This is a genomic window from Hyphomonas adhaerens MHS-3 (assembly GCF_000685235.1).
Classification (GTDB): Bacteria; Pseudomonadota; Alphaproteobacteria; order Caulobacterales; family Hyphomonadaceae; genus Hyphomonas; species Hyphomonas adhaerens.
Map to the genome: position 1 here is coordinate 766,573 of NZ_ARYH01000001.1, position 24,526 is coordinate 791,098.

The 24,526-nt window shown below is 64.6% G+C and carries 24 protein-coding genes; 11 read left to right on the top strand and 13 right to left on the bottom strand.

Annotation, left to right across the window (positions count from 1 at the left end):
* Positions 1-16 precede the first annotated feature (16 nt).
* The 6 genes from cobT to rpmB all read right to left on the bottom strand — a co-directional run bounded on the left by cobT (position 17) and on the right by rpmB (position 6,405).
* A complete protein-coding gene (cobT, locus tag HAD_RS03780) occupies positions 17-2,017 on the bottom strand; it encodes a cobaltochelatase subunit CobT (protein WP_035569522.1) in 2,001 nt (666 codons plus the stop codon).
* A gap of 32 nt (positions 2,018-2,049) precedes the next feature.
* Entirely contained in the window at positions 2,050-2,730 is a 681-nt protein-coding gene (locus tag HAD_RS03785; RefSeq protein ID WP_035569524.1) for a dienelactone hydrolase family protein, read from the bottom strand.
* A gap of 1 nt (position 2,731) precedes the next feature.
* A complete protein-coding gene (cobS, locus tag HAD_RS03790; RefSeq protein WP_199285841.1) occupies positions 2,732-3,715 on the bottom strand; it encodes a cobaltochelatase subunit CobS in 984 nt (327 codons plus the stop codon).
* Between the two features lie 110 nt (positions 3,716-3,825).
* Positions 3,826-4,290: a YybH family protein gene (locus HAD_RS03795; RefSeq protein WP_156942149.1), complete on the bottom strand. Its 465-nt coding sequence runs from the start codon at positions 4,288-4,290 to the stop codon at positions 3,826-3,828.
* 24 nt (positions 4,291-4,314) lie between these two features.
* The gene (locus HAD_RS03800; protein ID WP_035569529.1) at positions 4,315-5,997 is read right to left on the bottom strand and encodes an amidohydrolase; all 1,683 of its coding nucleotides are present in this window, start codon (positions 5,995-5,997) and stop codon (positions 4,315-4,317) included.
* Positions 5,998-6,120: 123 nt separating this feature from the next.
* On the bottom strand, positions 6,121-6,405 hold the full coding sequence (rpmB, locus tag HAD_RS03805) for a 50S ribosomal protein L28 (RefSeq protein WP_035569530.1): 285 nt from the start codon (positions 6,403-6,405) through the stop codon (positions 6,121-6,123).
* 256 nt (positions 6,406-6,661) lie between these two features.
* Here rpmB and HAD_RS03810 point away from each other — a divergent pair, with 256 nt between their 5' ends.
* Positions 6,662-7,579: a DUF3108 domain-containing protein gene (locus tag HAD_RS03810; RefSeq protein WP_241765293.1), complete on the top strand. Its 918-nt coding sequence runs from the start codon at positions 6,662-6,664 to the stop codon at positions 7,577-7,579.
* 29 nt (positions 7,580-7,608) lie between these two features.
* On the opposite strand, the gene HAD_RS03815 is transcribed toward HAD_RS03810, so the two are convergent.
* Positions 7,609-8,640 carry an RluA family pseudouridine synthase gene (locus tag HAD_RS03815; protein ID WP_035569532.1) on the bottom strand — a complete coding sequence of 344 codons (1,032 nt, stop codon included), beginning with the start codon at positions 8,638-8,640 and terminating at the stop codon, positions 7,609-7,611.
* Between the two features lie 90 nt (positions 8,641-8,730).
* Here HAD_RS03815 and HAD_RS03820 point away from each other — a divergent pair, with 90 nt between their 5' ends.
* Entirely contained in the window at positions 8,731-10,425 is a 1,695-nt protein-coding gene (locus HAD_RS03820) for an alkaline phosphatase D family protein (protein WP_035569534.1), read from the top strand.
* Positions 10,426-10,440: 15 nt separating this feature from the next.
* Here HAD_RS03820 and HAD_RS03825 read toward each other — a convergent pair whose 3' ends face one another.
* From HAD_RS03825 to HAD_RS03840, 4 genes are all read right to left on the bottom strand, one after another.
* Positions 10,441-11,199, bottom strand: a complete 759-nt coding sequence (locus tag HAD_RS03825) for an SDR family NAD(P)-dependent oxidoreductase (RefSeq protein ID WP_162177465.1) — start codon at positions 11,197-11,199, stop codon at positions 10,441-10,443.
* 5 nt (positions 11,200-11,204) lie between these two features.
* Positions 11,205-11,510 (bottom strand): hypothetical protein, encoded by a 306-nt coding sequence (locus tag HAD_RS03830; protein WP_035569538.1) that lies wholly within the window; start codon positions 11,508-11,510, stop codon positions 11,205-11,207.
* Positions 11,511-11,570: 60 nt separating this feature from the next.
* On the bottom strand, positions 11,571-11,738 hold the full coding sequence (locus HAD_RS03835) for a YdcH family protein (RefSeq protein ID WP_035569540.1): 168 nt from the start codon (positions 11,736-11,738) through the stop codon (positions 11,571-11,573).
* A gap of 115 nt (positions 11,739-11,853) precedes the next feature.
* Positions 11,854-12,540 carry a GGDEF domain-containing protein gene (locus HAD_RS03840; protein ID WP_051595902.1) on the bottom strand — a complete coding sequence of 229 codons (687 nt, stop codon included), beginning with the start codon at positions 12,538-12,540 and terminating at the stop codon, positions 11,854-11,856.
* A gap of 113 nt (positions 12,541-12,653) precedes the next feature.
* Here HAD_RS03840 and purE point away from each other — a divergent pair, with 113 nt between their 5' ends.
* The 7 genes from purE (at position 12,654) to HAD_RS03875 (ending at position 19,531) form a co-directional block, all read left to right on the top strand.
* Entirely contained in the window at positions 12,654-13,148 is a 495-nt protein-coding gene (gene purE, locus HAD_RS03845; RefSeq protein ID WP_035569541.1) for a 5-(carboxyamino)imidazole ribonucleotide mutase, read from the top strand.
* Complete coding sequence (locus HAD_RS03850; RefSeq protein WP_035569543.1) at positions 13,145-14,224, top strand: 5-(carboxyamino)imidazole ribonucleotide synthase; 1,080 nt, start codon at positions 13,145-13,147, stop codon at positions 14,222-14,224. The genes purE and HAD_RS03850 overlap by 4 nt, the downstream gene beginning before the upstream one ends.
* Before the next feature lie 17 nt (positions 14,225-14,241).
* A complete protein-coding gene (locus tag HAD_RS03855) occupies positions 14,242-14,997 on the top strand; it encodes a creatininase family protein (RefSeq protein ID WP_035569544.1) in 756 nt (251 codons plus the stop codon).
* A 98-nt stretch (positions 14,998-15,095) separates the two neighbouring features.
* A complete protein-coding gene (locus HAD_RS03860; RefSeq protein WP_035569546.1) occupies positions 15,096-15,827 on the top strand; it encodes an ABC transporter ATP-binding protein in 732 nt (243 codons plus the stop codon).
* A complete protein-coding gene (locus tag HAD_RS03865; RefSeq protein ID WP_241765294.1) occupies positions 15,824-16,582 on the top strand; it encodes an ABC transporter permease in 759 nt (252 codons plus the stop codon). Before HAD_RS03860 ends, HAD_RS03865 begins: the two co-directional genes overlap by 4 nt.
* Position 16,583: 1 nt before the next feature.
* The gene (locus HAD_RS03870) at positions 16,584-18,482 is read left to right on the top strand and encodes a Gldg family protein (RefSeq protein WP_035569548.1); all 1,899 of its coding nucleotides are present in this window, start codon (positions 16,584-16,586) and stop codon (positions 18,480-18,482) included.
* Positions 18,479-19,531 (top strand): DUF4340 domain-containing protein, encoded by a 1,053-nt coding sequence (locus HAD_RS03875; protein ID WP_035569551.1) that lies wholly within the window; start codon positions 18,479-18,481, stop codon positions 19,529-19,531. Before HAD_RS03870 ends, HAD_RS03875 begins: the two co-directional genes overlap by 4 nt.
* A gap of 1 nt (position 19,532) precedes the next feature.
* On the opposite strand, the gene HAD_RS17775 is transcribed toward HAD_RS03875, so the two are convergent.
* Together HAD_RS17775 and acnA are read right to left on the bottom strand one after the other, a co-directional pair.
* Positions 19,533-20,210: a DUF1223 domain-containing protein gene (locus HAD_RS17775; protein WP_051595903.1), complete on the bottom strand. Its 678-nt coding sequence runs from the start codon at positions 20,208-20,210 to the stop codon at positions 19,533-19,535.
* A 120-nt stretch (positions 20,211-20,330) separates the two neighbouring features.
* Entirely contained in the window at positions 20,331-23,018 is a 2,688-nt protein-coding gene (acnA, locus tag HAD_RS03885; protein ID WP_035569552.1) for an aconitate hydratase AcnA, read from the bottom strand.
* A 251-nt stretch (positions 23,019-23,269) separates the two neighbouring features.
* Between acnA and ccmA the strand changes: the two genes are divergently transcribed.
* Together ccmA and ccmB are read left to right on the top strand one after the other, a co-directional pair.
* Positions 23,270-23,854, top strand: coding sequence for a heme ABC exporter ATP-binding protein CcmA (ccmA, locus tag HAD_RS03890; RefSeq protein WP_277813271.1), 585 nt, complete (start codon positions 23,270-23,272; stop codon positions 23,852-23,854).
* Positions 23,851-24,516, top strand: coding sequence for a heme exporter protein CcmB (ccmB, locus tag HAD_RS03895; RefSeq protein ID WP_051595904.1), 666 nt, complete (start codon positions 23,851-23,853; stop codon positions 24,514-24,516). The genes ccmA and ccmB overlap by 4 nt, the downstream gene beginning before the upstream one ends.
* Positions 24,517-24,526: the final 10 nt, after the last annotated feature.

Below are 24,526 nucleotides of genomic sequence, written 5' to 3' on the forward strand. Positions count from 1 at the left end.
TCGCCCAAGAGCGCCGTTACTTCTTAGCGCCCTTCACTTCCTGGAAGCTGGTGGTTTTTACGGCGCGGCCGATGTCGACTTTTTTGCCTTTGCCGTAGGAGGGCGCGCCGCTGGCGGCGCCTGAGACGGCGCCGGGGCGGACGGTGCGTTCCGTCAGCGGAGGAATGGCCATGGCTTTCGGATTCGGCTGGTTCTCGTCGAACAGGCTGGCGAGCTGGTCCGTCATCGCGCCGCCCAGTTGTTCGGCATCCACGATGGTGACGGCGCGCTTGTAATAGCGCGTCACGTCATGGCCGATGCCGATGGCGATCAGTTCCACCGGGCTGCGCGTTTCGATCTCTTCGATCACCTGGCGCAAATGGCGCTCAAGATAGTTTCCGACATTCACGTTCAGCGTGGAATCGTCGACCGGCGCACCATCGGAAATGACCATCAGGATCTTGCGCTGTTCGGTCCGGGCGAGCAGCCGGTCATGCGCCCAGAGCAGCGCTTCGCCGTCGATATTCTCTTTCAACAGGCCTTCGCGCATCATCAGGCCGAGATTCTTGCGCGCGCGGCGCCAGGGGGCGTCGGCCTGTTTGTAGACGATGTGGCGCACATCGTTGAGGCGTCCCGGCGATGGGGGCTTGCCGGACTTCACCCAATCCTCACGCGACAGGCCGCCCTTCCACGCCTTGGTGGTGAAGCCGAGCACTTCAGTCTTCACATTGCAGCGTTCCAGCGTGCGGGCCAGAATGTCCGCACACAGCGCCGCCACCATGATCGGCCGCCCGCGCATGGAGCCGGAATTGTCCAGCAGCAGCGTCACGATCGTGTCGCGGAATTCGGAATCGTCTTCCTGTTTGAACGACAGCGGCGCGGTCGGATCGGTGATGACGCGCGTCAGGCGGGCCGTGTCCAGAACGCCCTCTTCCAGATCGAAGCTCCACGACCGGTTCTGCTGTGCCATCAGCAGGCGTTGCAGCTTGTTGGCGAGTTTCGAGACCGCGCCCTGCAGGCCCTGCAGCTGGTGGTCGAGATAGGCGCGCAGGCGCGTCAGTTCTTCCGGATCGCAGAGGTCCGGCGCCTGGGCCACTTCGTCATGCTCACGCGTGAAGACCGAATAAGTGAACCGGTCCCTGTCATCGCCATCGCGGAAATTGGGGCGCAGCGGCTGGGTGCCGTCCTCCTCGTCGTCCGGCGTATCGTCGGACTCCATGTCCATGTCCTGATCGACGGAGACATTGGATTCCTCGCCTTCCATTTCCTCCGTGTCGCCAGCTTCCATCTGCTCGGAGGAGGCGCCCATCGGCTCCTCGGATTCCATGTCCTGGTCGCCCTGGTCCGGCTGCTGCTCGGACTCCATTTCGCTGTCCTGCTGGTCGTCGCTGGTTTCAGCGTCCTCGCTGGGCGCGTCGGTGGCCGTCAGGTCGCGGATCATGTCGCGTACGGTGCGGGCAAAGCCCGGCTGGTCGTGCAGCTGGGAAATCAGCTTGTCGAGCGCATCGCCGGTCTTCTCGGCCACCTGTTCGCGCCAGACATCCGCCACGCGGCCTGCCGCCTCCGGCAGGGCCCGGCCGGTCAGGCGTTCGCGCAACAGGAATTCAATGGCGGGCGCAAGGACGGCTTCCGGCTCCTCGGTGCCCATGCCGAACTCGCCGGACTCGCAGCGGTGGGTCAGGACAGCGTCGAGATTGTCCGCCGTGCCGCGCATGGCGTTGGCGCCGAGGCTTTCGATCCGCGCGTTTTCCGCCGCATCATAGACCTGCCGGGGCAGATCCCCCTGCGGACGGTGCTTCATGTGCGCGCCCGCATCATGGTGCGCCTTGCGCAGCGCCACGGCGTCTGCCTCGCCGCGGATCCGCGCCGCCACCTCTGCCGGCAGCGTCACCGGCGGCGGCCGCAGCACGATGCGCTCGGCATCGGCGCCCGGCTCGTTGCCATAGCCAACTTCCACGTCCCGGTCGGCGCTCATCGCCTTGGTCGTCACGGCGAGCGCTTGCTTGAAGAGTTCCTGGGGGGTGGTGTCCTTGGCCATATATGTCTTGTCTTGTGCGCCTTCAGCGCAATCTAGAAGCCGGCGTCGGCTGCGGCCTGGTTGAACAGGTCGAGCGTGCGCCGGAAAGCGAGTTCGTCGGCATGGGCGTCATAATCGTCCGAACGCCGCCGGGCGAAACCGTGACCGGCGTCATAGATATAGACCGGCACATCATGCCGGGCCTGTTCGAACGCGCGCACGCCATCCATCGGGATATGCGGGTCATGCTGGCCGAAATGGACGATGGTCGGGCATTTGGGCGACTGGTCCTTCGCGCCGGGCACGAGGCTGCCATAATAGCCGCTGGCCGCTGACAGCCCGTCCAGCTGGCAGGCGGCAAGATACGCCATCGACCCGCCATAGCAGAAGCCGGTGATGAAGACCGGCGCTTCCAGTTCGCCGATACAGGTTGCGATATCCGCCATCGCATTTTCGAGGCCATTGGCGCGGGCATAGCCGCCGCCTTGCGCGATGGCATCGGGCGAATGGCTTTCTGTGGAGAAGCCTTTGTCCTGCCGGTCGAACATGGACGGCGCGAGCACTTCATAGCCTTCGGCGGCGAAACGTTTGCACGCCTCGATCATGTAGGAATTCACGCCGAAAATTTCCTGCACCAGCACGAGGCCGCCCTTGCGTGCGCCCTGTGCCGTTACATGCAGCGCATTGAACCGGAAGCCGTCACCGCTTGTGAGTTCGATGACCTTGGTGTTCATCTCAGGCCACCCGCACCATCAGGGCGCTTTCCGGCAATTCCTCCGCGAAGCAGCGCTGGTACATTTCGGCGACCAGCGGCCGCTCCAGCTCGTCACACTTGTTGAGGAAGGTCATGCGGAAGGCGTGGCCGAGATTTCCGAAGATGGCGAAGTTCTCCGCCCAGGTGATCACGGTCCGCGGGCTCATCACGGTGGACAGGTCGCCGGCCATGAAGGCGTTCCGCGTCAGGTCTGCCAGCGTCACCATCTTGGCCAGCGTGTCATCGTCGACGCCGGTGGCCTTGGACTTCACGATCTGCACTTCGGCATCATGCTCAAGGTAGTTCAGCGTGGTGACGATGTTCCAGCGGTCCATCTGGCCCTGGTTCAGCTGTTGCGTGCCGTGATAGAGGCCCGTCGTATCGCCGAGGCCGACCGTGTTGGTGGTCGAGAACAGGCGGAAATTCGGGTTCGGCGCGATCACGCGGTTCTGGTCCAGCAGGGTCAGCTTGCCCGAGCTTTCCAGAACGCGCTGGATCACGAACATCACGTCCGGGCGGCCGGCATCGTATTCGTCGAAGGTGATCGCCACCGGGCGCTGCAGCGCCCATGGCAGGATGCCTTCACGGAATTCGGTGATCTGCTGGCCGTCCTTCAGGACGATGGCGTCCTTGCCGACCATGTCGATCCGGCTGACATGGCTGTCGAGGTTGACCCGGATCATCGGCCAGTTGAGGCGCGCGGCCACCTGCTCGATGTGGGTGGATTTCCCGGTGCCGTGATAGCCCTGCACCATGACGCGGCGATTGTGCTCAAAGCCGGCCAGGATGGCGAGCGTCGTCTGCGGGTCGAACCGGTAGGCATCGTCGATTTCCGGCACATATTCGGTGCGGGTCTTGAAGCCATGCACCACCATGTCCGTATCGAGGCCGAACACCTTGCGGACATTGATTTTCTCGGTCGGCTCCATGCCGTCCAGGGCAGTGCTGTCACTCATTACGGTCATTGCAAATATCTCAGGCTTCGGGAGGTCTAGTCATACAAAGAGGGTTCTAGCACGGCTACGTGTCCGGGCTAGTGCGACGTAGGGTAAATCCTGCAGCCGGTCTGGAGCGGCTAGCGGTCTTCCGGCGCAGGCGCCCCGGACCCCATATCGGCAATCCACTTCCAGCTGCCGTCATCCTGACGCTGCCAGACCGTGATGTACTTGCCGTAGGACGCCCCTTCCTGCCCGGCCTGTGTGTAGGTCGCATAGCCCCAAGTGTAGCCGAAATCGCCGCCCTGTCCGGCATGGGCCGCCTCGGGCGCCCATTCGATGATCATCTCCTCCGGCCATCGGGACGTCCACGCTTCGACGGCCGCCTTCCCTGTTTCCGGCACGCCGGCAGACGGGAAAATCGTGACATCTTCGGCGGCGAACTCGACAAAGGCCGGACCGGCACCGATCTCGAGCGCGCGGGCGGCAAAGGCCCGGTCGGCTGCCATCATTTCCTGTTCGGTTGTGGCCGGGGCGGACACGGTGGCGCACGCGGCAAGCCCGATCGCCGGCAAGACGATCAGACGCTGCATCATTGGAGGCATTCGCCTCTCCTTGGACTTGTACCCCTACTCGTCCTCAGCCGTGCTGGAATCATACACGATCTTGCCGCCCACAACAGTCATCACGGTTTTCGCGTCGAGGATTTCGGCTTCCGGCACGGTCATCAGGTCGATGTCGAAGACGGTGAAGTCGGCGAGCTTTCCGGCCTCAATGGTGCCGAGATCGTCTTCCTGGAAGGCCGCATAGGCCGCCGCGGAGGTGAAAAGGGCGAGCGCCTGCTCGCGGGTCAGTTTCTGTTCCGGGTGCCAGCCTTCGCCTTCGAAGCCTTTCAGGTCCTTGCGGGCCACGGCGGCATAGAACTCGATCAGCGGCGAGCCGACTTCGACCGGCGCATCCGATCCGCCGGCCACAACGGCGCCGTCATCAATCAGCGCTTTCCAGGCATAGGCCCCGGCCAGACGGTCCATACCGAGGCGGGACGGGGCAAAGTGAAGGTCGCCGATGGCATGGCTCGGCTGCATGGAGGCGATCAGGCCCAGGTCGCCGACACGGGCAATGTCGGTCGGGGCGAGGATCTGCGTGTGCTCGATGCGCCAGCGCTTCTCCGGCGGGTAGCCGCCAGCCTCGTAGATATCGAGGATGCGCTGATTGGCGAGGTCGCCGATGGCGTGGATGGCCACCTGAATGCCGCTCTCGTCGGCGCGCGACATGAAGTCTGCCAGGTCTTCATCGGTGATGAGGGACAGGCCGGACGTGTCCGGACGGTCGGAATAGGGCTTGATCAGCTGGGCGCCGCGCGATCCGAGCGCCCCGTCCATGTAAAGCTTGATGGCGTGGTTGGTGATCGTCGGCGTCTCATAGTCCTGCGCGGCCGCCAGCGCCATGCCGTCCTCGGTCGCGTCGAACGCGTTCCACAGGCGCAGGGGCATTTTCCCCTCCCCTGCCAGTTCCTGCATGATCGGGGCTTCGTCCGGGCCGACACTCATATTGTGCACGCCGGTCCAGCCGCGCGAGACATAGACTTCCGCGCCGGTTTCCAGCGCGCGCGCCTTGGCGGCGGCGTCCGGTTGGGACCGCAGCGGGGCGACCAGCGCCATGGCATTGTCGATCAGCATGCCGGTGGCATGGCCGTCGGCATCGCGTTCGATCGCGCCGCCGTCCGGATTTTCCGTTTCGTCTGTAATGCCCACAGCGTCCATGGCCGCGGAGTTGGCGACCAGGGCGTGGCCGTCCGAGCGGATGAGGATCACCGGATTGTCCGGGCTGACGGCATCAAGGTCGGCCGCCGACGGCATGCGGCCTTCCGGCCAGCCCGTCTCGATCCAGCCCCGGCCGAACAGCAGGACGCCCGGCTCCATGCCATCCAGTTCGGCGCCGATCCGGGTGACCAGCTCCGCAATAGAGGCCGTGCCTTCCAGGCTGAGGTTCAGCTCCCGCTGGCCGATACCCATCAAGTGGGCATGGGCATCGGTAAAGCCGGGATACATGTAGGCCCCCTTGAGATCGACCAGGTCGATCTCGGCCTCGTCCCAGTCTTCCGACAGCGGCGGGGCGGTGCCGACAATGCGGCCATCCTCACCGACGACGACCGCGTCGACCGTCGGCAGGTCCGGGTTGCCGGTATAGATCGTGCCGCCCGTGAAGACGGTCAGGCGTTGCGCCGGCTCTGTCTCTGCCGCCTCTGGTGTTTGGTCCGCGCTACAGGCGGCAAGTGTCAGGGCTAGGGCGAGACTGGCAATACGCAACATTCGGACCTCCGTTGATCAGCGGTCCAAGTCCTGCCATGCGATCTGCGGAGGGGCAAAAGAAAAGCGCGCCAAACTGGCGCGCTGTTCCGTTTCTGCAATTTCTGCTGCAGCAATGGGCAGATATCAGGCAACGGCCTTTTTGGCGATATCACGCTTGATCTTGAGGGCCTTGGCCGGCAGCGTGTCGTCCTTGGCTTTTGCCAGGAACCCGTCGAGGCCACCCAGCTTGTCCACCGTACGCAGGGTGGATGCCGTGATACGCATCGGGAAGTTCTGGTTCAGGGCTTCGGAATGAAGCGTTACACGCACCAGATTCGGGCGGAAGATCCGCTTCGTTTTGATCTGGGAGTGGCTGACACGGTTGCCGACCATGGGCTTGGTGCCGGTAAGTTCACACTCGCGGGACATGGTCTCGCTCCAATAAATGGGTCTATCTCGAAGGCGCGCTGTTAAAACGCCTGGGCCCTCTCTGTCAACTCCGGTGTGCGGCGAATCCTCAGTTCACAGGCCCTGTAACTGCTTGTCACAAGGTTTGACCTCAAATCCGCCTGAATAAGGCGGGAAAACGGCACCCTTGTTCAGGCGGCGTTGGCACCCAATGCTTATATATGGCTAAACAGAGTGTCCGGCCCCTTCCGGCCGGTCAGGAAACGGTACAGTTCAGATGATGAAACGTTCGATCTTCCTTGCATCCGCCGCCGCGCTCGCCCTCACCGGGCTGGCGACGGCAGGCCTGGCCATGGCGGACAAATCGCCCGCACCGAAGAACGCGTCCGGCGCCATCCTCACCAATGTGAAGGCCGGCACGCCGACGCGGATGGAGTATGAGCTGCGGGCCAAGGCCTATATCTTTTTTATTCCTGCAACCGGGCGGGCGACGTTTACGACCGACCTGAAGCCTGACAGCTACACCATCGACTCCCGCGTGAAGGTTACCGGCATCGCGGACTGGTTCGTCAATTACGACATGAACATCCATGCCGAAGGTGAAACACGGGAAAACGAACTCAAGACCCGTACCTATGTATCCCAGAACAAGGACGGGAAGAAAAACCGCAAAGTGGAACTCGCCATCGGCGAGACGGATTTCTCCATGAATGCGAACCCGCGGTTCGGGAACCTCGGCGATCCGGCCGCGACGACCGAACAGGTGCTGAAGACGAATGACCCGATCACCGCGCTGATCACGTTCGCGCTGGAACCGCGCGCCCCGGGTGCAGACCCGTGCGGCGGCCCGATCCGCATCTTCGACGGGCGGCAGCTGACCTATCTTCACCTCAAGAATGCCGGCACGAAGCGCGTCGACACGCCCGTCTGGACCGGGGACGCCATCGAGTGCCATGTCACCATGGACAAGATCGCCGGCTACAAGAAGGGCGAGGCGGACAATGACAACCTGACCGGCATCGACGGCCCGCTGCGCATGTGGCTCGCCCCGCTGGACAATGGCGCCTCGGTGCCGATCAAGATCGCGGCCGATTCCAAGAAAATCGGTGACGTGACCCTGACGGCCAAGAAACTGCGCTTCGAACCGCTGGTGACCACCGAGGCGGCGGCCGGACAGGACGTGGCCGAGAACTAGGCCTTTTTCGTCCCTAAACCTTTTTGGGCCTAAACCTTTTTGGGAAGGCGCCGCAGCGCCGCGATCAGATCACTCATATCTTCAGGCAGAGGCGCTTCGAACCGGAGCGCCTCTTTCGTTACGGGATGGATGAAGCCCAACACCGCCGCGTGCAGGGCCTGGCGCGGAAAGGCGCGCGCGGCATCGAACCCGGCATCGCGCCCCGGCCCGGACCCCAGCACGGAGACACCCTTGTGGCGGCCATAGACCGGATCGCCCACCAGCGGCGTGCCGATATGCGCCATGTGCACGCGGATCTGGTGCGTGCGGCCGGTTTCCAGACGGCACTCGACCAGCGCCGCTGAGGGAAAGTTCGTCCCCTTTTCGCGGATGCCGAACGTCTCCAGCGTCTTGTAATGCGTCACGGCATGGCGCCCGAACCCGGCCTCCGGGTTTTTCACGACGGCCATCTTCTTGCGGTCGGCGGACGACCGCGCGAGGTGTTCGTCCACCGTGCCGTGCGACGGCCGGGGCGCCCCGCGCGTCACGGCCAGGTAGGCGCGCTCGATGTCATGCGTGCTGAACAGGGCCGAAAGACCGAGATGCGCCGGTTCGGTCTTGGCGGCGACCAGCACGCCCGTGGTCAGCTTGTCGATCCGGTGCACGATGCCCGGCCGCTCCACCCCGCCAATGCCGGAGAGCTGGCCCTGGCAATGGAACAGCAGCGCATTGACCAGCGTCCCGTCATGACTGCCGGGCGCAGGGTGCACCGCCATGCCCGACGGCTTGTTGATGACGATCAGGTGCTCATCCTCGAACAGCACGTCGAGCGGAATGTCCTGTGGCTCCGGCGTTGCCGCCACCGGCTCCGGCACGGCAACCGCATATGTCGCGCCGGCGACGACCGGCTTTTTCGGATTGGTTTCCGCCGTGCCGTCCATCGTTACGGCCCCGTCCAGAATCAGGGCTTTCAGGCGGGAGCGCGACAGGTCGTCGGCTGCCGCGGCGAGGAAAACATCGAGGCGCTTGCCGGCGTCGTCCGGGGCGGCGGTGAAGGTCAGTCGGTGGGTTGGGCGGGTCATCGCGCGGCTTATAGACGAAAGGCGAGGCGTGCGTCATGCTATTGTCTCGAACCGGCGCTAGACCGGGCCCGCCCTGTAGGAGGATTTTTCATGACAAACGTCACACGCCGCGGTCTGCTTGGTGCTGCCGCCACCGGAACACTCAGCCTTGCCGCGTGCGCGACGCCCGCCGCCAAGACCGGCCCGTCCGGTTACGCAGGCGAGGTGGAATTTCTCCACGGTGTCGCATCCGGCGACCCGCTGACAGACCGCGTCATCCTCTGGACCCGTGTGACTCCGAAGAGCGGCGACGGCCCCATCCCGGTCAAATACGAAGTGTTCGGCCAGGACGGCAGCCTCGTCACCTCCGGCATGCTGAGCGCCGATGCCGCGCACGACTTCTGCGTGAAAGCCGACGCCAAGGGCCTGAAGCCGGCCACCGTCTACACCTATAAATTCACCGCCATGACCGAAGGCGGCGATGTCACCTCCCCCACCGGGCGCACCCGCACGACGGCGGCCTCCGGCGAGACGCCGGTCAAGATGATCGTCATCTCCTGCTCCAACTGGCAGTTCGGCCAGTTCAACGCCTACAAGGCCCTGTCGGAAGAACCCGATCTCGATGTGATCCTGCACCTTGGCGATTACATCTACGAATACGGCATCGACGGCTATGGCGGCGAGATCGCCAAGAAGCTCGGCCGCGAGCACGATCCGATTACGGAATGTATCACGTTGTCGGACTATCGCCTGCGCCACGCCCAGTACAAGACCGATCCGAACCTGCAGGCCGCCCATGCCGCCGCCCCGTGGATCTGCACCTGGGATGACCATGAAAGCGCCAATGATTCCTACCGGACGGGCGCAGAGAACCACAATCCGGAAAACAATGAAGGCAGCTGGTCGGACCGCAAGATGGCCGCCATTCAGGCCTATTTCGAGTGGATCCCGATCCGCGAACCGGAAGCGGGCAACATCACCTCCGCCGTCTGGCGCAGCTTTGAATTCGGCGACGTGGCAACCGTCCACGCGCTGGAATCCCGGCTGACCGGCCGCTCGCCGGAACTGGAATGGTATTCCGTCGTGACCGGTAATCCGTCTCAGGAAGAGATGATGGCCCGCGTCCAGGCGAAACTGGCCGAGGTCAACGATCCTGCCCGCACCATGCTGGGCGCCGAACAGGAAGCCTGGCTGGAAGGCGAGCTTGGCAAATCCGTCTCCGCCGGGAAAACCTGGCAGGTGCTGGCCAATCAGGTGATCATGGCCAAGGTGGTCCTGCCGAACATGGGCGAAGTCCTCACCCCGGAACAGATCGCCGCGCAGGACAGCCCCTATGTCGAAGGCATGGTGGGCTTCTCCGCCCTTGGCCTGCCCTTCAACCTCGATGCCTGGGACGGCTTCCCGGCGGCTCGGGAACGTCTCTACACGTCAGCGAAGAAAACCGGCGCACGCCTCGTCACCGTCACCGGCGATACGCACACAGCCTGGGCCAACACGCTGCACGATGACGCGGGCGACCAGCGCGGCGTGGAATTCGGCTGCACCTCGATCACGTCACCGGGCATGGGCTCTGTCATCAAGGACGAGCCGAACCTCGGCGAACTGTTCACTGATGCCAACAAGGAAGTCGACTGGCACGACCCGTTCGGCCACGGCTATATCGTGATGACGCTGACCCCGGATACGGCGCATGCGGAATTCAAGAAAGTGTCGGGCATCCTGACCACGGACTGGACGGTTGACTCCGTGTCCGCTTGGAAAGCCGAGGCCGAAGACACCGGCATGTCGGACCTGAAGCCTGCCTGATCAGTCCAGCCCGGTTTAATCCAGAATACCGGCGAGGCCTGAGCGCCCCCCATCGAGGCGCAACACCTCGCCGGTAATGATGGCCGCCTCGGGCGAGGCCAGGAACGCTGCCGCATCGGCGATCTCATCGGCGAGCGCCGCCCGGCCAAGGGGCGTGCGCTTTCCGGTCCAGGTTTCCATCTTTTCCTCACGCGGACGAATCGCAACGATCGCGTTCACGCGGATGCCCGCTTCGGCAAGTTCGAGCGATCCGGCCCTCACCACACCCAGCACACCGGCCTGCGTCACCGATTCGGTGAAGCGGCCGGGCATTGTGGCGAGCGCGGAGTAAGACAGGACGAAGGTGACCGTGCCGCGCTGGCGGATGCGTTCGGCCCCGGCGGTCGGCAGGTCTGCCTGATCGGCAATGCGTTCGGCGAAGACTTTCAGGCACTGCGCCGCGCCGCGGACGGTCTTGGCCAGCGCCTTGTCGAATTTTTCCTGTGAAAAATCGTGAATGGAGTCGGGCTGTTCGATGCTGGGGATGACGACCAGATTGTCGATCCGGCCGAAGCCTTCGACGGCCGCGGCAACGGCATTGCGCAGGCCGAGCTTCGTGTGCAGGTCGCCAAGATGCAGCAGCACTTTCTCCGGCATCGCATTCTGCGCGGTCAGCAGACGGTCACCGCTGGAATCGGCAGCCAGCACATTGTGCCCGATTTCGTGGAACCGGCGCGCAGCCGCGTCCCCGACCTCGCGGCCAAGGCCCAGAATGGCAGTTACGGGAGAGCCCACGGCGCTCAATCCTCGTCCGCACTGCGGACAGACCGCAGGTCATCGCCGAGTACGGTCAGCCGGTCATTGAGGCGGTGCATCGACGCCAGAAGCTCTGTCAGCAGCCGCACGACGAGGAAGAGGAAGCCGAGGACGGCAAACGCGCCCAGGGTTTCGACAAAGGCCCCGATAAAGTGTCCGGTGAACAGGCGGCCAAGGCCGCGTAAAACTGACAGCAGCACCAAAGCCGCCAGAAGCAGGTTGAATATGCCTGCGGCCTGGCGGATCGCGCCCAGGCTGAGTGATTTGTCCTGATCGAAAATGTCCCGCATGGAACCGGTCCTTTCGCCTGCATTATACACCGGCGAAAGGACCTGAGGTCCATTCAGCCGTTAGCTGGCTTCAAGCCATCGCAGCTCTTCTTTAATCTTGAGTTTCTGTCGCTTGAGGTCTTTGAGGCGAAGGGTGTCGGCAGCCGGGCGCTTTTCTTCTTCTTCAATTTTCTGGTCCAGCTGGCGGTGCTTGTTGGCGAGCTCACTTTTCCGGCCCTGTAGCGACATATTTGCCTCCTTCTGCTTGTTAAGTGGCTGTGTCTTAACAGCAACACTTAAGCACAAGCCTGCCCCTTCGTCACCCTGATCTCAAATGAATCCTCCTTCAGAATCGGACTCCGCTTCAACCACGGGCAGAGCGCCCGCTTTTCCTGTGCGCTTTTTGCGCAAACATGGCCTGATCGGCCCGCGCAATGAGGTGCTGGGCATCTTCGCCGGTCTGCCAGGCCACGACGCCGCAGGACGCGCCGATGCGCAGTCCTTTGGCCGGGGCATCGTCGGCGCCGCGCACGGTGAGGGCGTCGATCCGTTCCGTCAGCTGGGCGGCCTTGCGCTCTGAATCGGCCAGCGTGGCCTGCGACAGCACAATCCCGAACTCATCCCCGCCGAGGCGACCGACAATGTCGGTATCGCGCGTCAGGCTGAGCAGGATTTCGGAGACTTTCAGCAGAACCGCATCGCCGGTGGCGTGTCCGAAAATGTCGTTCACCGGCTTGAAATGGTCGAGATCGGTGAAAATCAGGCTGAGCGGCGTGCCGAACCGGCTCGCCAGCGCGATCTCGCGGCGGACCTCGCGTTCAAAGGCCCGGCGGTTGAACATCGGGCACAGGGCATCATTGTCGGCCAGCAATTCGGCATCGGACAGGGCCCTGCGCGCATGGGCCAGGTCTTCGCGCAGGGAAATCACCTCGTCGCACAGGGCCTCGATGGCCGCGCGCGTATGCCGGTCGACGCTGTCCAGGTCGACACCCAGAATGTCGATCAATGCGCGCCGCCGGTCTGCCTGCGGGGAGAAGCCATCGTCTGCCATTCCGGAAGGATACGTCCAGTCCGCCCCCTTGTGGAGCGAGTTCTCCCAGCAGGCGGCAGTTGACGAGGCAGGCCGCCTGCATATGGTGCGCGCTTTCCGCCAGCGAGGAAGCCATGGCAACAAGCGAATCCCCCAAGGTCGGCATCATTATGGGCAGCCAGTCGGACTGGCCCGTGATGAAGGAAGCGGCTCGCCTGCTGGGCGAGCTTGGCGTGGCTTATGAGGCCCGGATCGTCTCCGCGCACCGTACGCCGGACCGGCTGGTCAGCTATGCCAAGGACGCGAAGGGCCGCGGCCTGAAAGTGATTATCGCGGGCGCCGGCGGGGCCGCGCACCTGCCCGGCATGACCGCCTCGATGACCCCCCTGCCCGTGCTGGGCGTGCCGGTCCAATCGAAAACCCTGTCCGGCCTCGACAGCCTGCTCTCCATCGTCCAGATGCCCCGCGGCGTGCCGGTCGGCACGCTCGCCATCGGCGAAGCCGGGGCGGTGAATGCTGGCATCATGGCCGCCTCCATCGTGGCGCTGGAAGATGACAGCGTCGCAGCGAAACTGGACGCCTACCGTCAGGCTCAGACCGATGGTGTGGGGGAGACGCCGGAAGGATGACCCCCGTCGCGCCAGGCAGCGTTATCGGGATCCTCGGCGGCGGACAGCTGGGCCGCATGCTGGCGAATGCCGCGCAGCGGCTGGGATTCGACGTCGACATCTATTGCCCGGAAGACAATCCGCCCGCCGCCCGCGTGGCCCACCATCACTGGAAAGGGGCCTATGATAACAAGGCCTTGCTGGGCGAGTTCGCCAAGGCCTGCGCGGTCATCACGCTCGAATTCGAGAACATTCCCGTTGCCGCCGCCGAAGCGATCGAAGCGGCCGGAACGCATCTTCACCCCGGCGCGAAATCGCTCGCCGTGTCGCAGGACCGGGCGGAAGAAAAGGCCTTTCTGAACGGGATTGGCATCGCCACAGCGGACTATCGCGTGATCAATTCGGATCATGACATTGCCAAGGCCCTGCCGGAACTGGGCGGCACCGGACTGCTGAAGACCCGCCGCGACGGCTATGACGGCAAGGGCCAGGCCTGGATCCGCTCCCCCGATGACATCGCCGCCGCCTGGGCCGATGTCGGCGCCGCGCCCTGCGTGCTGGAAGCGCCCGTGCCGTTCGAGCGCGAGATCTCGGTCATCGTCGCCCGCTCCAGCCAGGGCGAAACCGCCACCTGGGCGCCGCCGCAAAATGTGCACCGGGACGGCATCCTCGCCACCTCCACCGTGCCGTCGGGTCTGCCGCTGGACGTCGAACAGGCCGCCCGGGAGAAAGCCATCGCGCTGGTCGATGCGCTGGGCCATGTCGGCGTGCTGGCGCTGGAGCTATTCGTGCTGCCGGATGGCGGTCTGCTGGCCAATGAATTTGCCCCGCGCGTGCACAATTCCGGGCACTGGACGCCGGAAGCCTGCCAGACCGGCCAGTTCGAACAGCATATCCGCGCCATCTGCGGCTGGCCGCTGGGCGATACGCGCCGCCTGTTCGATGCCGAGATGGAAAACCTGATCGGCGAGGCGGGCAATGTGGACCCCACCACCCTTGCCCCCGGCGACGTGCTGACCCTTTATGGCAAGCACGAGGCCCGCCCCGGCCGCAAGATGGGTCACATCACCCGCAGACTCGCCCCCCGGAAGGCCTGAAATCTAGGACTGACGCCATGCTGCTTCCCGTTTCCACCTGGCAGGACATCGAATCCTGGCTGAAGACATCCCGCACCATCCTGATCCCGATCGGGTCGATGGAACAGCACGGGCCGAACGGCTTTGTCGGTACCGATGCGCTGTGCCCGGAAATCATCGCCCACCATGCCGAAGCGCAGGCGCCGGACGAGGTTCTGGTCGGCCCGACCTTCTCGGTCGGCTGCGCGCAGCACCATCTGGGGTTTCCGGGCACGATCACGCTGCGCCCGACCACGATGATCGCGGCCATGACGGACTGGACCGAAAGCCTGATGCGGCACGGCTTTGAGCGGATCTACTGGCTGAACGGGCATGGCGGGAACATTGCCACGATCCAGGCGGCCTTCTCTGAAATCCATTCAAAACGCAGTTTCGACCCGAACGGCGCCGACAACCGGCCGGGCCTGGAGCTGAAACTGCGCAATTGGTGGGATTTCTCGCCGGTCATGAAGCTGTGCAACCAGCTCTATCCTGTCGGCCATGGCAGCCACGCGACGGCCTCTGAAGTGTCGGTCACCTATTTCGGCTATCCGGACCGGGCCCGGCCGGAAGTGGAGATGAGCCCGAAACTCGCCCCCAATGGCAAGATCGGCGATGCGGTGCAGTACCGCCGCGACTTCCCGGATGGCCGCATCGGCTCCGACCCGACCCAGTCGAATGCCGAAGACGGGCAGAAGATCGTCGAAGCCGCCGCCGCCGCGGTCCTGGACGAGGTGAAACGCTTCGCCGCGTAAACCCAACCTTACTGACAGCGTAATTTTCCGGACTCTGGCCAGATGCGGCCAAGGACGGTATCAGAATCTCTCATGATAAGAGGCGTCTGAACCAGAGAATGCTCGACATTCGCAATCTGGAAAAAAGCTTTGGCGCCAAGCGCGCCGTGCAGGGCGTATCCTTCACGCTCGACAAAGGCACGGTGCTCGGCTTCCTTGGCCCGAACGGCGCGGGGAAATCCACGACGATGCGCATGATTGCCGGTGTGCTTGAGCCGGATTCCGGCGATGCGCTGATCGACGGCAAATCCATCGTGTCCGATCGCCGGACGGCGCAGGCGGCGCTCGGCTATCTGCCCGAAGGCGCCCCGCTCTATGAAGACATGACCCCGCCGGAATTCCTGTCCTTCATGGCCGCGGCCCGGAAGATCGACCGGGCCAAACGCAAGGACGCCGTGGAGCGGGCGATTGCGGATGCCCGCATCACCACCGTCGCGGGCCAGCGGATCGGTTCGCTCTCCAAGGGCTATCGCCGCCGCGTCGGCCTCGCCGGGGCGATCCTGCACGATCCGCCGGTCCTGTTGCTGGACGAGCCGACCGATGGCCTCGACCCCAACCAGAAACGCGCCGTGCGCGCCCTGATCGCCCGCATGGCGCCGACCAAGGCGATCCTCATCTCGACCCACACGCTGACGGAAGTCCCGGCCATGTGCACGCGGGCCATCATCGTCGACCGGGGCCGCGTCGTGGCCGACGGGACACCGGCAGAGCTGACGGAGAAATCCGATGACGGATCGCTGGAAAGCGCCTTCATGCGCCTGACAGACCAGGCCGAGGCGAACGCGCGATGATGGAATTTCTACGCCAGCAGATGGGCGGCTTTGGCGCCACCTACCGCCGGGAACTCGGCGCCTATTTCGCCACGCCCATGGCTTATGTTTTCCTGGCCGTCTTCCTGCTCGCCCTCGGCGTGTTCACCTGGGAAGCGGGCGGCTTCTTCGATACCGGCTCAGCCGATCTTTCCACCTTCTTCGTCTGGCACCCCTGGCTCTACATGATCTTCCTGCCCGCGCTGGCGATGCGCCTGTGGGCGGACGAACAGGGCGCGGGAACGGACGAGCTGTTGCTGTCCCTGCCGCTCGGCATGCCGGGGCTGGTCCTCGGCAAGCTATGCGCGGCCTGGACGGTGGCCGGGGTCGGCCTGCTGCTGACCTTCCCGATGTGGATCACGGTGAATTACCTTGGCGGGCCCGACAACACGGCTATCGCGCTGACCTATCTGGTCAGCTTCCTGATGGCGGGGGCCTATCTCTCCATCGGATCGGCCGTATCGGCCCTGACAGGCAGCCAGGTGACGGCGTTCGTCATCAGTGTCCTGATCGCCTTTGCCTTCACTGCTGCCGGCTGGCCGCTGGTGCTGTCGACCGTGAAAGCGGTGTTCGGAACGGGATTTGCCGACCTTGTCGCCCAGTTCTCCTTCCTGACGCAGTTCGAAGGCGCCCAGCGCGGCGTGCTGGAACTGCGCTCGGTCATGTTCTTCCTCGGCTTCACCGCCTTCTGGTCCATCCTCAATGGATTGTGGGCCGCCCGGCAGAGGCTCGGCTGAGATGAAGTCGAAGCATTACCTCCTGATCGCGACTGCGCTGGTCACCGTCATTTTCGTGGCGGGGAATTTGCTGGCGCAGAAAGTCCTGACCGGGGCGCAGATCGATTTTACCGAAAATCATCTCTACTCGCTGTCGAAGGCGACGCGGGAGAAGCTGTCGGACATTGCCGAGCCGGTGGACGTGACGCTCGTCTATTCGCGCAGCGTCGCGCAGGACTATCCGGCCGTGCGCGCCTATGCCGCCCGCGTGCGGGAATTGCTGAAGGCGTATGAGTCCCAGTCCGGCGGCGCTGTCCGCGTGCGGGAGATCGACCCCACCCCCTTCTCCCCGGCTGAAGACGAAGCGCTCGCCGCCGGGATTACCGCCATCGACACAAATGGCGACGACCCGCTCTATTTCGGCATCATCGGCCACAACACGATCGACGATCAGCGCGTGATCCCGTTCCTGGCGCCGGAACGCGAGGTCTCACTGGAATATGATCTCACCCGCATGGTCGCGCGGCTGGACGATCCCGATCCGCCGCGCGTGGGCATCCTCACCACGCTGCCCGGCATGTCGGCCCCGGGCGGACAGGGCGGCTACACATTGCTGGCGGACATCAACCGGTCGTTCGAAGTCGTTCCGATCTCCGACAATTTCCAGTCGCTGCCCGCCGATCTGGACGTGCTGCTGGTGGCGCACCCCCCACCCCTGTCGGACCGGCAGGAATGGCTGATCGACCAGTTCGTGCTGCGCAAGGGCCGGGCGGTGTTCCTCGTCGATCCCGCCGCGAAGACAGCTGTCGGCCAGGGCCTTTTCGACATGTCGGACGCGGAAGCGCATTCCGGTCTGGGCAAGCTGGGCGAGTCGTGGGGCATCACCGTGTCGCATGACGCGGTCGCGGATGCTGCGGGCGCCTTGCCTGTGCCGGTGGATGTTGGTGACGGGCGGATCGAGGAACAGGCCCATCCGCTGTTCATCGCCGCCCCGGCCGGGGACATGAACCAGGATGATCTGATTACGGCTGACCTGACGCGGGCGGTGAATTTCGGGGCGCCCGGCGCGCTCGTCGTGTCGGACCTGCCATCGGACGTCACCTTCTCGCCGCTGATCGAAACCGGGCCGAGCCCGTCCTATATCGACGCCGACCGGGCCGTGCATGACATGACCCCGTCGGACACGCTGAAATCCTATCAGACGCAGCCGGGCCCGCTCGTGCTGGCGGCGCGCCTGTCCGGCCATCTGGCCACCGCCTTCCCCGCCGGGGCCCCGGCGCTGAACGAACCCTCGGACCCGGTGATGGCGGAACTTGCCCGCGCCGATGCTGCCAACGCGCCGCCGCACATCTCGGCCAGCGAAACCAATGCCGAGCTTGTCTTCATCGCCGACGTGGATTTCATCGCCGATGATTTCTACATCGTGCCGGGACGCGACATCGTCGTGGCGGACAATGGCGCGCTGGTCCTGAACGCCCTTGATGCGCTGGCCGGTGGCGGGGAACTGTCGCGGCTTCGTTCGCGCGCGCCCAGCCTCCGGCCGATGAGCCGGATCGACAAGATGCGCGCCTCTGCCGAAGCCAAATATTTCCGCCAACAGGCCGAGCTGGAGGCCAGCCTGCAAGAGGCACAGGGGCGGCTGGAAGAGCTGCAGGCCATCGGCTCGACCGACGGCTTCTTCGAAGGCGACGCCGCCGCGGACCTGACCGATGACGAACGCACGGAACTGGCCCAGCTTCGCGAGCGGATCGTCTCCCTGCGCGGCGAGCTGCGGGCCATCGAACGCGACTACCGGCGCGACATCGACCATCTGGAAGCGACGCTGAAAGCCATCAATATCTGGGGCGGCCCAATCCTGATCGCGCTGGCCGGACTGCTTGTCTGGCGCCGCCAGCAGGCACGTGCGCGGAGGGAGTCATGACCGAACTCCGCCAGCGCCAGCGCCGCAAGCGCCTGCAGATCCTCGCCGCCGCTGCCGGTGTTCTGACCGTGCTGGCCGTGCTGGTGAACCTCGATTTCCGGGGCGGACCGGTGCAGACCGGGCGGACCGGACAGCCCGTCCTGCCGGATTTTGCCGAGACCCGCGCCGAAGCCGCCGAGATCCGCGTGACGCTGGCCGACGAATCCTACCGCCTGCTGAACAGTGTCGATGGCTGGACGCTGGAAGGCACGCATGGCTATCCCGTCCGGGCCGACCGGCTGGCCGACCTGGCCACAGGCCTCGGCGAGCTGGTCTGGGGCGAAGCGCGCACACGCGACCCCGGCAAGCTGAACCGGATCGGCCTCGGCGATCCGCGCAAGGGCGGCACCGGCGCGCTGATCGAACTGGCCAATGGCGACGGCGACATCACCGCCGCGATCATCACCGGACGGAAGGGAGAGCATCTCTACGCCCGCCGCCCGGATGAACAGCAGGCGTATCAGGTGAAGGGCGACCTGCCGCCGCTTTACAATGCCGATGCCTGGCTGGACCTGAACATTCTGGATATCAGCCCGGATGCGGTCTCCGCCGTCCGGCTGTTCGACCAGTATGGCGAGAGCCTCTATCTGCAACGCGCCGTGGGCACGAGCGAGCGCAGCTTCCGGCCCGGCCCGCCCTATCAGGATTTCCGCCTGATCAGCCGGATTGCCGCCTCCACCCCTGCCCTGGCGCTGAGCCGGTTCCAGCCCATCGGGGTGAAGCCGGCCGCGGACCTGACGACACGTCCGGTTGGCCGGCACATCACCGAAACGCATGACGGGCTGGAAGTGGAAGTCGAGGCCTATCGCGAACCGGACGGCTTCTTCGTCACGCTCCGTGCGGTCGAGGCGGGCGAAGGCGCGCATCGCGGCAGCACGATCAATGACAAGGCAACCGGCTGGGCGTTCGAATTGTCCGAATATGACTGGAACGATTTCACCCCGGCCGTCAGCTCGATTGTCCGGCCACCGGAAATCGCTGTGCCTGACACGCCTTCAGATACGCCCTAGGCTATTTCTCAGGTAGTGGGCTCAGCGGCCCCGGGTCCAGCGGCAGCGTGGCCAGCACCGGGCCAAACCCGGCTTCCTGGACAATCACGGCGCAATGCGAGTCGCAGGGCGGCAGCGTGACCGAGGTCCGGCCGCCAAGCCACGGACCAAGGGCCGTCACCCGCGTCACCGGATGGACCATGTCCGTCGTATTGTCGGCGCCGTCCAGGTAATCGACATACCAGATATCCGTCAGGCCCGCCGCCTTGCCGCTGAGTTCCACCCCATCCCCCTTGCGGACGAGGCGGACGCCTTCCGGCGTTTCCTTGCGGGCTTTGGAAATGGCGGACTCGACCTTGCCCGGCTTGTTGCCCGGACATTGCTCGACGCCGTTATAGACGGTCTGCGGCGTGTACGGCCCGCGCAGGCGGAACCGGTCGACATAGGCGCGCTGGCGTTCCTTGGACTCGCCCATGGCCATGGGGTCCTTGCCGCCCAGATAGTCCCAGTAGTCCACCGACCAGGTGAGGATGAGGACATCGTCCCGGGCTTCGTCCACAGCCTTCAGCGTCTTGTGTGCCTTCGGGCAAGCCCGGCAGTTCTGCGAGGCGAATAACTCAATCAGGGTCGGCGACTCCGCCTGAGCGGCGGGGACGGCGACGGGCGACAGGACGAAAAGGGCTGCGAGCAGGCGTTTCATAGCGGTTTCTGTATAGATCACCCTTGTCCCCACAACACAATCACAGCGGTGTGAGGGCTGCAAAAAACCCCCGCAGCGCCTGCTGCGGGGGTTTTCGTTATTAAGTTCCGGTCAGCCGCCTCAGGCAGCGCCGCGCGCCAGGTTGCGCAGCACATAGTGCAGGATGCCGCCATTGCGGTAGTAGTCCAGCTCGTTCTCGGTATCGATCCGGACCACCGTGTTGGCGGTGAAGGTCGTGCCGTCTTCACGGGTGATCTTCACGGGAACCGACTGGCGCGGCTTGATGTCTTTGACGCCTTCGATCGTGACCTGCTCCTTGCCGGTCAGGCCGAGCGTGGCGGCGCTTTCGCCTTCCGCGAACTCCAGCGGCAGGACGCCCATGCCGATCAGGTTGGAGCGGTGGATTCGCTCGAAGCTGCCAGCGATCACGGCGCGGACGCCGAGCAGGACGGTGCCCTTGGCAGCCCAGTCACGCGAAGACCCGTTGCCGTAGAGGTCGCCGGCGAAGATCACCAGCGGCGTGCCTTCGGCTTCGTACTTCATGGCGGCATCATAGATCGCCATCTGCTCGCCGTCCGGATAGTGGACCGTCACGCCGCCTTCGACGCCCGGCACCATCTGGTTCTTGATGCGGATATTGGCGAAGGTGCCGCGCATCATGACTTCGTGGTTACCGCGGCGCGAGCCGTAGGAGTTGAAGTCGAGGACCGAAACCTGATGTTCCTGCAGGTATACGCCTGCCGGGCTGGACGCCTTGATCGAACCGGCCGGAGAAATGTGGTCGGTGGTGATCGAGTCGCCGAACACGGCGAGCACGCGGGCGTCCTTCACATCCGTCGGGGCGTCCACGTCGAGCGTCATGCCTTCGAAGTAAGGCGGGTTCTGAACATAGGTCGATGCAGGCGGCCAGCTATAGGTCTGCCCGCCGGACACTTCGATGCCCTGCCAGTGCTCGTCGCCCTTGAAGACGTCGGAATAGCGCTCGGCGAACATTTCCGGGGTCACGGCCTTGGACATGATCTCGGCGATCTCGTGAGAAGTCGGCCAGATGTCTTTCAGGTAGACGTCATTGCCTTTCTTGTCGGTGCCGATCGGATCCTTGGTCAGGTTCTTGCGCAGCGTACCGGCAATCGCATAGGCGACGACCAGCGGCGGCGAGGCCAGATAGTTCGCCTTGATGTCCGGGCCGATGCGGCCTTCGAAGTTCCGGTTGCCGGAAAGCACCGAGCAGGAAACCAGGTCGCCGTCCGCGATGGCCTTGGCCAGGTGCGGATCCAGCGGGCCGGAGTTGCCGATACAGGTGGTGCAGCCATAGCCGACCAGGTTGAAGCCCAGGGCGTTCAGGTCGTCGGTCAGGCCGGCCTTGTCGAGATAGTCGGTGACCACCTGCGATCCGGGCGCCAGCGACGTCTTCACCCAAGGCTTGCGGGTCAGGCCCAGCTCATGGGCCTTCCTGGCCACGAGGCCGGCGGCGATCAGCACGGACGGGTTGGACGTGTTGGTGCAGGACGTGATGGCGGCGATGAACACGTCACCATGGGTGACCGTGTAGTCTTCGCCTTCCACGGCGATCGGCTCTGCGGCGTCAGACGCCTTGCCGAACTCCTTCGCCATGGCGTCGGCGAACGCGATGTCGCCTTCGGACAGCAGCACCCGGTCCTGCGGGCGTTTCGGGCCTGAGATCGACGGCACGACGGCCCCAAGATCCAGTTCCAGCGTGTCGGTGAAGACCGGCTCGGCCCGGTCCGGACGCCAGTAGCCCTGCGCCTTGGCATAGGCTTCGACCAGTTCCACACGGTCCGCATCGCGGCCGGTGTTGCTGAGATATTTCACCGTATCATGATCGACCGGGAAGAAGCCGCAGGTGGCGCCATATTCCGGCGCCATGTTGGAGATGGTCGCCTGGTCTTCCAGGGTCAGGTTCGACAGGCCCGGGCCGTAGAATTCGACGAATTTTCCGACCACGCCTTTTTCGCGGAGCATCTGAACGACGGTCAGCACGAGGTCGGTCGCCGTTGCGCCTTCGGCCATCTTGCCGTCCAGACGGAAGCCGATGACTTCCGGGATCAGCATGGAGACCGGCTGGCCGAGCATGGCGGCTTCAGCTTCGATCCCGCCGACACCCCAACCGAGGACCGACAGGCCGTTGATCATGGTCGTGTGCGAATCGGTGCCGACGCAGGTGTCCGGATAGGCAACCAGTTCGCCGTCCTCCTCCTTCGACCAGACGGTCTGGCCGAGATATTCGAGGTTCACCTGGTGGCAGATGCCGGTGCCCGGCGGAACGACACGGAAATTCTTGAACGCGGTGGAGCCCCAGCGCAGGAACTCGTAGCGCTCCTGGTTGCGCTTGTATTCGATCTCGACGTTCTTGGTGAAGCTGTCCGGACCGGCGAAGCTGTCGACCATGACCGAGTGGTCGATGACGAGGTCAACCGGGACCTGCGGGTTGATGGCATCTGCCGGAGCGCCGAGCTTCTTGGCAGCGTCGCGCATGGCGGCAAGGTCGACCACAGCCGGAACGCCGGTGAAGTCCTGCATCAGGACGCGCGCCGGGCGGTAGGCGATCTCGTGATCGTCCTTACCCTTGTTGTCGAGCCATTTCCTGAAGGCGAGGATGTCGTCCTTGGTGACGGTCTTGCCGTCTTCGAAGCGCAGCATGTTTTCCAGCAGCACTTTCAGTGAAGCCGGCAGGGAGGAGACATCGCCAAGACCGTTCTCGGCGGCGGCCTCAATGGAGTAATAGGTGTAAGTCTTGCCACCAGCGGTGAGCGTGCGTTTGGAATTGAAGCTGTCGAGGGACGGCATGGGAGGGGAACCTCGCGTCTAAGATGTGAATCCGGGGCCGCCGGGCGGATTGGGCGGCGCGTGCCCGTCTCATATAAGGCTGGAGGCGCTGACGCAATCGGGACAAAGGGACTATCCTGCAGCGCCTGAGCCGATAAAACGTCCCTGCAAACAGGCAGGTAGGAGATCCTGATGTCCCCACACGCGCCATATTCCCTTCATTTGCGCCTGTCCGGGCGCAGGAATGGGTGCTGCGCGGCGTGACCTCTCCCGTGTCTGGCCCCCTTTCTGGCCCCCTCCTTTCTGCAACCGGTCTCGGCATGATTCGGGGTGAACGGGTGCTGTTCACCGGTGTCGGCCTGTCGATTGCGGCGGGCGAGAGCCTTGTCCTGCGCGGCTCGAATGGCGCGGGCAAGACGACCCTGCTGCGCATCCTGGCCGGGCTGACCCGCCCGGAAACCGGTGACGTGACCCGCAGCGGCCCGCACCACTGGTTCGCACACCGCGAAGGGCTGAAGCCGCACGAAACCCCGCGTACACATCTTGGACTCTGGTCGCGCGCCTGGGGCTCAGAGTCTGATCTGGACTCAGTGCTGAGCCGGATGGGCCTGAAACGCCCAGCCGATGTGCCCGCGCGATACCTCTCTGCCGGTCAGCGCCGGCGCACCGCACTTGGCCGCCTCCTGCTGGAACAACGGCCCATCTGGATGCTCGACGAGCCCTACACCGCCCTCGATGCCGAAGGCCGGGACCTGGTGCTGGAACTGATCGAGGATCATCTGAAGGGGGGCGGCGGTGTGGTTGCGGCCATCCATGGCGAGTCGGGCTTTGTGCCAACGAGCGAGGTGGTGTTGTGAGGCCCGCCCCGATCCTGTCCGCCTTCCGGCAGGCGCTGGGCGAGGCCTGGGCCGGCGGCGCAGGCGCGCTGCTGCCGCTCGGCTTTTTCGCAGGCGCCGCCGTGCTGGTGCCGCTCGGGATCGGAACCGATCCGCAAACACTGCGCGCGGTCGGGCCGGGCATCCTCTGGGTGGCGCTGGCGCTGTCCAGCCTCGTCACGCTGGAACGGGTCTTTCAGGCGGATACGGAAGATGGCGCGCTGGACCTGTGGCTGCAGACAGGCGTGCCGGCCTCCGCGGTTGCCGCGGCCAAGACGTTCGCCCACTGGCTCGCTGCGGGCCTGCCGCTGGCCCTGCTCTCCCCGCTGCTGGCCCTGATGTTCCAGGCAGAGGCATCGGCCAGCCTGCTGCGCAACGCCGCGCTCTATGGGCTTGGCGGCCTTGCCTTCTATTTCTGGGGCGGTGTGGGCGCAGCCCTGTCGGCAACGGTGCGGCGAGGCGGCCTGTTGATCAGCCTTATTGCCCTGCCATTGTATGTCCCGACAGCCATTTTCGGAGCGCTCTCCATGACCCAAGGCCCCGGCAGCGAAAGCGCGCCCTTGTTCTTGGCGGCCTCAACCCTGTTCGCGCTGGCGGTCGCGCCCTTTGCCATGGCTGCAGCCTTGCGCTTGGCGGCAGACTGAGGGAGCGGTA